Source organism: Enterobacter cloacae complex sp. IR5441 (assembly GCF_049238215.1).
In the GTDB taxonomy this organism is placed as follows: Bacteria; Pseudomonadota; Gammaproteobacteria; order Enterobacterales; family Enterobacteriaceae; genus Enterobacter; species Enterobacter hormaechei_C.
In genome coordinates this window covers 1-10,404 of record NZ_JBMKIA010000060.1, presented here as the reverse complement: position 1 = coordinate 10,404, position 10,404 = coordinate 1, and the positions used below count along the sequence as shown (strand labels likewise).

Here is a 10,404-nt window from a genome sequence, read left to right as displayed (position 1 = left end):
TTCTTTGTCTGTCATAGTCACCAACATAAGATCGCGGTCCTGTGCTGAGCAAAATGAAGGCTTAGCGTACACGACGCGTGTGAATTGTGCTGAGACGACAATAACGCTTTGTGCTGACAACTTAAGTGCGCATAATCAGGATTATGTAAGATCAGCGTTAAGTAGTCGATTTATTTGAAAGTGACGTCGTCTTTAAGTTAAAATCACCTATAATCAATACCTACTGGAGCAGCTCATGGCTGACACCTACCTCCCCCCGGGCTTTAAAAAATGCAAATCATGTCAGCAAGTTAAACCCTTTGAACAGTTTGGAAAAGAGCTCAAGGGCAAGTTTGGCCTCAAGAGTAAATGCCGAGCGTGTATTAGCGAGAAAAACAAAACGTACGCAGCAGGCCCAGGGGCCGAAGTAAAGACGCAAAATAATAGGACCTACCAGGCAGAAAACAAGACTGAGCTCGCGGAGAAAATGCGCGTTAAGCGTGCGAAAGAAAAATTTGGTGATCGCTATAATTCCTACCTCGCTTCTTTAGAGTCCATGAAAAAACTCAAATAATGTAATCGCCAACGGAGGAATAATGAATGTACATCTGAAATATGATACGATAAAGCACTATCACTTTGATTGGCTAACGCCTGCTGGCGACTATCCTAATTCAGCGGTTATGCTCGTAGGTTTCCGTGATGGGCGCTGGATTATTGTTCAAGAGTTCGGAAATGATTATAGCTGCTTCGAGGGCGTTCTGAAGAATGGTGATGATCTTAATACGGAGCCTAAATTCTATTCCGACTTAGAAAGCGTAGCGGTTGCTGCTTTTGGCATGATGAAGCAGATATATCCCCAGTACCAAGATAGCACGTTAGAAGAATTCCTCGCTGGATAAAATATTCTAGAAACCAAACTCGCCTTATTCGAAGGAAACTGACTATGTATAGAAAGGTTTTAGCTCTTTCAGCCTTACTGATTTCTGCTTGTTCCACCGATAATCCTCATAAACAAAGTATGCACCACAATGATTTTGAGCTTTCGGACTCAGCTGTAAAAATTCAAATCAAGTCTGGAAATAAGACAATCTCCGGCTCAGGTACTTGGATCGATGAACAACATATTCTTACAGCTTCACATTTATGGCTTGATGCAAGCAAGGATTATAGTCTAAGTATAATAACAAGGAATGGGAGCCAACCAGCAACAGTTATCAATATTGATGATCCTAAGAACCGGGACCTCGCTCTTTTAAAAGTAGAAAAAAATACTATTGTCAAAGCCCCACCTAATTGGAAGCTTCCAGTATGTGATAATGTTCTAGCTCCAGGTGAGTCTGTTTGGGTTCTATCGGGAATGTATAATACGCTTTCAAATACGTATGCTTCCCCCGACTCAACCTACTATTATAAAGGAATAGTTGGTTCTGATGGTTTGACTGCTTTTTATCAAAATGGAGTTAGTGGAAGCGCTGTGTTAAACCAATCTAAGAGTTGCTTATATGGTGTTGTGAGTCAACAAGACATTAAAAAGATCAATGTCTATCAGATATATATTACGAAGATTACTACAAATGAAATTATACGCGGATTCATAGGTTATAAAAATAATTAAATGAGCGTAATCTTACAACAGGCAATTCCGACGTTATCTGCGTTGGTCTACCTATCTGAACCTTTAAAAGGAACGTCTATCATGTATAAACTTTTACCCGCAATACTAGTCTTTCTTTCGGTGTTCCTTGGACTAATCGCTCTACTCAGTGCTATCAAAAATGGTTCTGATGAATTGGCGGTATTCCTCATTACACTTTCGGCGTGGTTCGCTGCTTTAAGTAAGTTTTATTCACTTAAACTGTATAAAAATAGTTAGCCTGTGAATCCAAATACAGTTGACAAGTATCCAGCACTGCCCCCGTGATTTATTCAGGTTAGAAGCATTCCCGGAGTGCAGGCTGGGATTAGAAAAGTTACTTTTCTTACGATGTACCAACCAATAGGGCACGACTTATCGTAATGCCTAATTACATATTACCTGTTTAAGTCGATCTAATAATTTCATTGGAGCAGACATGTCCCCGGAATTGGTATCAGGCATTGCACGAGTGGCGCATGAAAAGCTACTTTCAGTTTTGACGGAGTGCGGCACAAAGAAGACGAAAGGCACATGCCTTTTTGCAAGCTATCTTGTATGTTATTTAGCAAAAACTAAAGGTCTAGATGCTGTTGTTCGTGGGGGTAACGGTGCAGATGATGGCGGTATATTTACAGAGAGTGGTGGCTTTGGCCATTATTGGTGTGAATTGAACTTCGAAGAAGTGCAATATTATATTGACATCACTTCCGAGCAGTTTGGGTTTCATCCATACATAGTGAAACGCGTCAACGATATAACAGGATGGCCACGATATATTCCTGGTGATCAGGAAACGGTCGATAGTCATTTAGAACAATTATTACGCGACGGCTATACAGAATAGGCTGCGTATACACTATCGCAGCCTTTCAGGCTCTTAACCCTTGTGACCAGTTAACGGAACCACTCAGGATGACGCTGCCGATCAACGTTGATAACCTGCGAATTAAATTCAACGACATCCGCTGGAGTAAGCATTAATTCATCAGGATTTACAATAAATGGTCTTAAAACCACTTCGCCACCGTCTTCTTTTGCACCGTAGATATTAATAAGAAAGTGCAGTCGTTGATTTCCGTCAGCATTGCGTTGCCATTCTCTAAAAGTCAAAGTCTGTTTAATATAGTTTGTTAAAAGAAATGCGAATTCAGATTCTTCCGTTTGTGAGATACCGTTTTTGTTAGACATTTTTTTTAGTATCTTTCCGAGCATGGATACACAGGCATCTAGGGAAGGTGCGAATAAGCAGGTCATTTCTTCCCAAGCTGACTCGCTGATTAAAATTTCGCGGATCTGGGCCGATTTTTTTCCCGCAAACACATCGAATCAGCCTATTTAGGCTATTTTTTCCACCATTTCTGGCGTTATTTCCGGTTTTTACTGAGATCTCTCCCACTGACGTATCATTTGGTCCACCCGAAACAGGTTGGCCAGGGTGAATAACATCGCCAGTTGGTTATCGTTTTTCAGCAGCCCCTTGTATCTGGCTTTCACGAAGCCGAACTGCCGCTTGATGATGCGAAACGGGTGCTCCACCTTGGCACGGATGCTGGCTTTCATGTATTCGATGTTGATGGCCGTTTTGTTCTTGCGCGGATGCTGCTTCAAGGTTTTTACCTTGCCGGGACGCTCGGCGATCAGCCAGTCCACATCCACCTCGGCCAGCTCCTCGCGCTGTGGCGCTCCTTGGTAGCCGGCATCGGCTGAGACAAATTGCTCCTCTCCATGAAGCAGATTACCCAGCTGATTGAGGTCATGCTCGTTGGCCGCGGTGGTGACTAGGCTGTGGGTCAGGCCACTCTTGGCATCGACACCAATGTGGGCCTTCATGCCAAAGTGCCACTGATTGCCTTTCTTGGTCTGATGCATCTCCGGATCGCGTTGCTGCTCTTTGTTCTTGCTAGAGCTGGGTGCCTCAATGATGGTGGCATCCACCAAAGTGCCTTGGGTCATCATGACGCCTGCTTCGGCCAGCCAGCGATTGATGGTCTTGAACAATTGACGGGCCAGTTGATGCTGCTCGAGCAGGTGGCGGAAATTCATGATGGTGGTGCGATCCGGCAGGGCGCTATCCAGGGATAATCGGGCAAACAGGCGCATGGAGGCGATTTCGTACAGGGCATCTTCCATGGCACCGTCGCTCAGGTTGTACCAATGCTGCATGCAGTGAATACGCAGCATGGTCTCCAGCGGATAGGGCCGTCGGCCATTGCCCGCCTTGGGATAAAACGGCTCGATGACAGCGGTCATATTCTGCCATGGCAGAATCTGCTCCATGCGGGAGAGGAAAATCTCTTTTCGGGTCTGACGGCGCTTAGTGCTGAATTCACTATCGGCGAAGGTGAGTTAATGGCTCATGATGTCCCTCTGGGATGCGCTCCGGATGAATATGATGATCTCATATCAGGAACTTGTTCGCACCTTCCCTAGACTTAACGATGTTAAAATTTTGGTTGTATTAAAATCCTCCTGCGAAAGTGAAATCATCCATGTATTATCTTTATGATAGTCGGTGATATAAATAAAATGAGATGTAAAAGGCGTTGAGTGATTGAACTCTCCTAAGTTCCATCCATACTGTCTCACTGTATTTGAGCTAAGTTCTTTGTCGGTAATGTTCATAATTCATACCTTTCGATAAAGTCTGTAATGATAATTAGCTATCTCAAAGGCCCAGAACAACTCTTGAAATAACCTCACTCGAAGAATTTATCATATTGAACACCCCTACCTAATAACCTTGCCGACTTAATAAATCACAATAGCCCTCCCCTGTCATTTTAAAACGCTACTTGAATTTTTGATAGCTTATAGTTGTTTTACGTTCTTTGTGATACTCATATGTCATCTTCTCTTTCCAGTACCAATCTTGTAAATCCTGCAAGTCTAGCCCATTTTTCTCACGTATGCTTTCGTGTAATTCGCTAAGCGCGAGTTTATCATTAGGTTTATAAATGGCTAATTTTTCTTCAAATAAATCCAGCCAACGTTTCCCCATCTTTCGACGCAAAACAAACACCATCGTGATAATTGTACTGAAATGCACAGCAATTAGTTCCAACTTATGCGATTGCTGACCAGATAAAATTACTATTGTAACAACAGGGATGGCCGTATATAAAGCAATCAAAGCGACCATAAGTTGATATGGTTTTTCCCGTATTACCATGTCCATGGGTAAACCAGAGGACGCTACTGCTTGCCAAAATCTTAAATACCTTCCGATGGACTTAAACCTTTTCCCGTTTTTATGCATAAACCTGTTTTTATTTACTATCATGTTAGACCTCTATTTTTCTGTAATTCTAGAAGAATGTTACCTTAACCCTTAACAGGGATAACACCGCATGTATTATCTCCATAATCAAAGCGCAGGGCCGGTAATAAAAAGTACCATACCATCGATGTGTAGTTCGTTCAGTGCATCCCTGTCCGTGGATAGCTTTCTAATGTTGTCAGGAGTTGCATCAATCGGGTATAAATCTTGCGTCAGTTTGACGAGATTCTTCTCAGTGCAGGTAAGACCGCCTTCAGCGAGAGTGCGCAGGTAATCACTAAACACGACTTCTTTTTCATCAGAGGTAAGTCGCTCGAAGTACCCCATATGTTCGGACGTGAAATTCTCATCTGCAATACTTCTCACTACTGAGATGATATCCGACCTTATGACCAACTCCCGCACCGCAGCATAAAAAATCCTGCCGTAATGTCCTGACACGTTTTCCTTTGCGAGCCACCAGCGCTCATCCGTGGTAACGGGTACTGTGGTCGGGGATGCCAGTAGCAGAACGGGGCTTAAACCGGATCGCGATAACCCTTCAGCAAAAGCTTCTTCAGGAAGACTGCTAACAGGCTTGCCTTGATAACGTGCTTCTACCATCTATGCTTCTCCTTTCTGATGTAGGCATGACTGCCTTCTATTTAAGCAATCAGTAAACCGGATTGAGCTGAGCAACGTTATCCTTCTCCCATCATTGCTTGCCACTTTTACCATAAGCGCCAAACAATTAGCCCCATTATTCCGGTTGTAAACTGAACCTTAACACTAACCAGTATGAATCGGTCATCTGGGGCAAAGTGTCCACCGGGTTGAAGTAGCCAGGTTGTTAGCGGCGGATGGAAAGCCAGTACGAATCCGTAAACTATAAAAGCCAAGCTCAGTAAAAGAAGGAGCATGCGCCCAATACGTTTGAGTTGATAAGATAAACTCGCGCTAGTTTTTCGTGGGGGTACGATATGGTCTTTCAACACTGTCTCCTTGCCAGCAAATGCCGAAGCGCTGGCATAAAGATTAAACAATTTTTATGCCAGTTACTCCGGCGAGATGGGTGATAATCCTCGTTGCCATCATAAAGCCTTATCTCTTTCAAATTTGAGCGATAAGGGGTCTTTGAGCCTGTAATGGCTTTTTGTTTGATGTTTTGATGGCACCTGCCCCCGCGTTTTACCATGACCGAAGTACATAGCGGCTCACACCTTCTGCTGGCTGTTGCCACTCGCTATTCTCCGTTGACGGTCTGAGGCGCGTCGAGCCCCGGGAGATGTTTTTCATCGCCTGCTCAAGAGTGTCCATCCTGTAGGTTTTGATGTTCACCCCTTCTTCAGAAATAGGCCCCAGCAGTTCCGTAACCTCACGCTCACCCTGATAAATATCGACCCACTGTGTAATATTCACCTTATCACCATTCGCATCAATGCCACGTCGGTTAAAGTGGTCAATTTCAAACTCACACACGGTTACCGGTACCAGCCCCTCCGGGCGCGGATACCCGAGTATTTCATCAAAACCAGGTTCCCCTTCATCAGTGACCAGATCAGGCGTCAAATAGAGTTTTCCGTTACGGGAAAAATGCGCAACATGGCAGGACCACTGGTCATTTAACATCGTTGGCATGCTTGTGAACATTCCTGAATACCACCGTCTGGCATTATCAACTGATTTGGTGACGAGGATTTCATCTGGTACTTCCCCGTTGTCCATGGTGTAAAAACTGAGAGACAGAGCGGTATTTCTGCGTGAAAGTAGCTTTTCTTTATTGACCTCTTTATTTTCAAATTTGGACAGGTATTCCTCAAGGAACAGCGCCTGCAACTCGGGTGTCGGCGCTTTCTGATAAAACCAGTCGGCCAGGTCTTTAGTGCCAATATAGATGAGGCTGGCTTTACCTTTTTCGCTCTTGACCGCAACAGGAGCCATTAGGCTTACTTGCTGTACGTACTCACTGGTTTCATTGATACTTTCATAGGCCTCAATCCACTGGCCAAGCAGATTGGTGTAAATCACCGGATCGTTCAGCTTTAAAAACTGCTTAAGAGCCTGAGCGCCACGGGAGCATGTATCAAAATAACGCTGCTTCTCTTCGAAGCTTTTGAAAGCAGTCTTTTTGCCCGACCATGTGGCCACCAGCTGTTCATCTTCGAACAGGGTGTTTTCAGCTGGTAAGAAGTGTTTCATTTTCGCAAAACGTTGATGAGTGACGTTTAAGACATTTCGGGATGTAGCAAGTACCATTCGATGAACCCAGGCATGCCCTTCCATCCGGTTGTCGCATTCAAAATTTGCTGGTGCGGCATATGCAACAAGTTTCCCTGAAGCATTTACCGATAACCTGACCAGCTCATAGCCTTTGCTGCTAATAAAATTACGAACCCCGGGAAGATGTTTGAGCCCCACATCAGCGAGCATATAGAGCTGGTTCAGGAGCTCTTTGGAGCCCTTCTCTGTACTCATGGCAGCTTCCAGCGTCGCCCCCCTGTTATCAGCTCGCCAGGCTACAATGCATCGATCTATCAACTCTGATCTCAGATTAGGCTGGCCAATATTTCCATCGGCCAGAGCCTGGCTCAGCATCTGCCGGTAAGGTTCTTCTGCCTCACGCTCGGCACGAATATAATTTAAAGCCATCTTGAAGAAGCGAATGTAAAACAGGTGATTAGACCTGAATTTACGTCTGTGAATGTACCATTCGAGCTCCTCCGCTTTAATGGTATCCATGCACAGGAAACCCAGTTCAGCATCATTCCTGCTGGACTCCTTAAATAAAGACAAATTCACCTTACAATTGAAATCTCGATCCGTTGAGTATCTGTTTACTGTTGCGTTGACACAGATATCGTCTCCCTGACGGAATGCAATAACCGGCTCATAGTTTTTATGGGTTCTCCCAAGCCATTTATAGCCAGAGTAGCTGTTGTCTTCCTGAACTGCTCCTGGTGCTGTCACTGGGTTCATCAACGAATCCCAGTTGCACATTACCCGGGATCCGGACTGAAGGCATGAGTTTGCCTGTTCAAGATAACTTTGCAGAGACGGCCGTGTCTCAGCCATACCCAAAAGGCCAGAACCGTCTTTGTCGTGCAGAAATTGGAAGTACCGTTCCTGGAACTCAAGGCTCAGAAAACTGTAAGGGGTATTGGTATCATAGAAATCACCAAATAGTTTGAGCCGGTGATCGAGGCCGCAGATAAGGATCAGGAAACGACGGTAGTGAAGTGCCATAAGATCATGCTGCTTCAGTCGGTCGGTATAACTGACGTCCTCAAACTTTATGGTGCTGCCATCAATCCCCTGGAAATGTGCTTCCTGTTCGCTGGCGGAAGGGAATAGCTGCGAAGCCCCAAGATGGCTTTCTACCGAAGAGTAAACCTGATGAATATTTTGACCGTCCCGGACCAGAAGGAATACAACCCGGTTCCTGTCATTGCGGACATGATTTTCCCAGGGATCGCGGTAATCGATATAACGTCGTGTTGTGGCCATACATACGATGGAACGTTCGGACGGAAAAATCTGCTCCACCAGCCCGGGGCTGGTTCGTAAAGTTTCATGAAATTTTTCCATATCAGAGAAGTCGAACCAGCTATCGAGATCGCACCATACGGCCAGCTCTTCATCCACCATCAGCTTTGCCTGAACGACCTGGAGCGGGAGGTGTGATGGAGCGGATTCACCCTTCACGATATTCACTACCTCAACGTCTTTGCCGGTATACAGTTCCAGACTGCCAACGCCATCGTGGATTTTCTTCACATATTCCATGGCTTCTTCTGTAGTGGCCAGACTTGCCGCTGCAACTTCCTCGAAATAGGGCAGCATTCTTTTGCTGGCATTAGCGATTGCCTGCGTTCGTTGTGTGATGATTTTGCTGATGGCTGTGCTGATCTGCCCTTCTTTTAAGGCCGCTTCTCTGATTTGTTCAATGCGGGTATCTGAAATACCAGAGGACAGAGCATTTTGAACTGATCCAATCGCCAGTGAGGTTACCGCCTGCTGCTCTTGTGGGGGCACTAACGCAACGCTAAGGCCCGTCACAGGGTTTTCACGGTCATCTGTACCTAATTGCTCAATCGCAAGGTCACGGAGCCCCTGAGCATCGCTCACGAGGGCTGTAAGCGATGCCTGTAGGCTATTCACTTCTTCCTGAGCTTGTCTGAGTTCAGCATCCCGGATTACCTTATGGTCGGGTTCAAATACAAAACTGGACAGAAAATCCTTAACCAGGAAGCGATGCTCTCGCATTTCTTTGCCACGTTCCCTACGGTTGCCGCTGCTGTCTTCAGTGACAATAGCTACAGTCTGACCGTAAACGCGGGGATGGGCGCGTAGAATCACTGTGTGCAGCTTATCTTCAACGTAACGCAAAGACGTAATGAGCAGCGTATCCCCTGCCACAATACCCTCTTCAGGGATGCTGTCAGTGGACGTCCAGTACTGACCCGCCAGCAAAGAATGAAATCGCTCTAAACGGTCAATGTTATTTTTGCTGACCAGGTCACCCATATACCTTTCCTTCCAGATTCGTATGTTAGGTGAATCATACCAGATTGCACTTACCGTCTAATAACTCAAAAAACACCAACTTCGGCATTCACTAGAAATGAATCCGTCCACTATTATTCATTAATTAAATAGATTCTTAGATATGAATAGCGCATTGCTTTTAAAGCAGGTTTCGCAAAGGGTTAAAAAAGGCTTCTTAAGTGAAGCCTTTAATAATAAATGCTACTTATCTTCAGAGGGATACATTTCCCAGTATTTATTACGTACATTAACAAGGCAATGGTCTGCTGTTTCTGAAGCGCCTTTGTCGCGGTTTACAAAGGCTTCTGCAACTTCATCCAACTTATCCGGTACCGTATTTAATGGTAATGCCTGCTTCAGGTTGGTGGTTACCAGTTCCTTTGCTTTATCATGATTAAGTTCAGTTCGGATGCTTGCATCTTTACAAATATCATCAACCTTACCATCAAGAATAATGTTTGGGATAGGTTCGTTTTCAACTTTATGTGTAGTATTAGCAGAGGAGCCAAAAGCGACTGACATCATCGCACACAGCAGAATATTTTTTAATTTCATAGTTCACTCCATTATGACTATTGATATCTACTTATGAAGTATTAGTTATATCATGTTTGCCGTCAAAACATAGAACCCACTGTTTTGACTTTAAACATATCATGCTACAACGTTTTTTTGCACGTGACTTTAGTAGGCATGATTTATGAGGTTTCAGCAGGACGTCAGATTGTTGTCGATCCAGTATTGATGCAAGCCTACCGTCCATTTCTTCGATAAGGCCGAAAGTAAAAGCGCTAAACCACAGCAGTTACCAGGAGTAAAAATTCGTATGGGATCTGGAGAACCGACTTTAACACTCATAATGAACTCTGATCCTACCCGCGAATAGTGGACACGCGACTAAGTGAGTAAACTCCCAGACAGAGGTATCTCACATGACTAAATCAGCAACCGTAAGTAAGAAACCACGTAAACAGCATTCGCCTGA

General features: G+C 44.7%; 11 protein-coding genes. 4 read left to right on the top strand and 7 right to left on the bottom strand.

Annotated features, from left to right (window positions below):
• The first annotated feature begins 235 nt into the window (after window positions 1-235).
• The 4 genes from ACOTX5_RS25555 to ACOTX5_RS25540 all read left to right on the top strand — a co-directional run bounded on the left by ACOTX5_RS25555 (window position 236) and on the right by ACOTX5_RS25540 (window position 2,462).
• A complete protein-coding gene (locus tag ACOTX5_RS25555) occupies window positions 236-553 on the top strand; it encodes a hypothetical protein (RefSeq protein WP_000785965.1) in 318 nt (105 codons plus the stop codon).
• A 22-nt stretch (window positions 554-575) separates the two neighbouring features.
• Window positions 576-881, top strand: a complete 306-nt coding sequence (locus ACOTX5_RS25550) for a hypothetical protein (RefSeq protein WP_001100610.1) — start codon at window positions 576-578, stop codon at window positions 879-881.
• 44 nt (window positions 882-925) lie between these two features.
• Window positions 926-1,597, top strand: a complete 672-nt coding sequence (locus tag ACOTX5_RS25545; RefSeq protein WP_000285959.1) for a S1 family peptidase — start codon at window positions 926-928, stop codon at window positions 1,595-1,597.
• Window positions 1,598-2,054: 457 nt separating this feature from the next.
• The gene (locus ACOTX5_RS25540) at window positions 2,055-2,462 is read left to right on the top strand and encodes a hypothetical protein (RefSeq protein ID WP_001371904.1); all 408 of its coding nucleotides are present in this window, start codon (window positions 2,055-2,057) and stop codon (window positions 2,460-2,462) included.
• A 50-nt stretch (window positions 2,463-2,512) separates the two neighbouring features.
• Here ACOTX5_RS25540 and ACOTX5_RS25535 read toward each other — a convergent pair whose 3' ends face one another.
• The 7 genes from ACOTX5_RS25535 to ACOTX5_RS25505 all read right to left on the bottom strand — a co-directional run bounded on the left by ACOTX5_RS25535 (window position 2,513) and on the right by ACOTX5_RS25505 (window position 9,974).
• Window positions 2,513-2,896 (bottom strand): hypothetical protein, encoded by a 384-nt coding sequence (locus tag ACOTX5_RS25535; RefSeq protein ID WP_233144839.1) that lies wholly within the window; start codon window positions 2,894-2,896, stop codon window positions 2,513-2,515.
• A complete protein-coding gene (locus ACOTX5_RS25530; protein ID WP_122966916.1) occupies window positions 2,799-3,014 on the bottom strand; it encodes a hypothetical protein in 216 nt (71 codons plus the stop codon). The genes ACOTX5_RS25535 and ACOTX5_RS25530 overlap by 98 nt, the downstream gene beginning before the upstream one ends.
• A complete protein-coding gene (locus ACOTX5_RS25525; RefSeq protein ID WP_100185530.1) occupies window positions 2,996-3,910 on the bottom strand; it encodes an IS5 family transposase in 915 nt (304 codons plus the stop codon). The genes ACOTX5_RS25530 and ACOTX5_RS25525 overlap by 19 nt, the downstream gene beginning before the upstream one ends.
• A 496-nt stretch (window positions 3,911-4,406) precedes the next feature.
• Window positions 4,407-4,898 (bottom strand): hypothetical protein, encoded by a 492-nt coding sequence (locus ACOTX5_RS25520; RefSeq protein ID WP_000636790.1) that lies wholly within the window; start codon window positions 4,896-4,898, stop codon window positions 4,407-4,409.
• Between the two features lie 84 nt (window positions 4,899-4,982).
• Window positions 4,983-5,498, bottom strand: a complete 516-nt coding sequence (locus ACOTX5_RS25515) for a hypothetical protein (protein ID WP_000228894.1) — start codon at window positions 5,496-5,498, stop codon at window positions 4,983-4,985.
• A 564-nt stretch (window positions 5,499-6,062) separates the two neighbouring features.
• Complete coding sequence (locus ACOTX5_RS25510) at window positions 6,063-9,398, bottom strand: hypothetical protein (RefSeq protein WP_000502666.1); 3,336 nt, start codon at window positions 9,396-9,398, stop codon at window positions 6,063-6,065.
• Window positions 9,399-9,620: 222 nt separating this feature from the next.
• Complete coding sequence (locus tag ACOTX5_RS25505; protein WP_000769182.1) at window positions 9,621-9,974, bottom strand: hypothetical protein; 354 nt, start codon at window positions 9,972-9,974, stop codon at window positions 9,621-9,623.
• Window positions 9,975-10,404 lie beyond the last annotated feature (430 nt).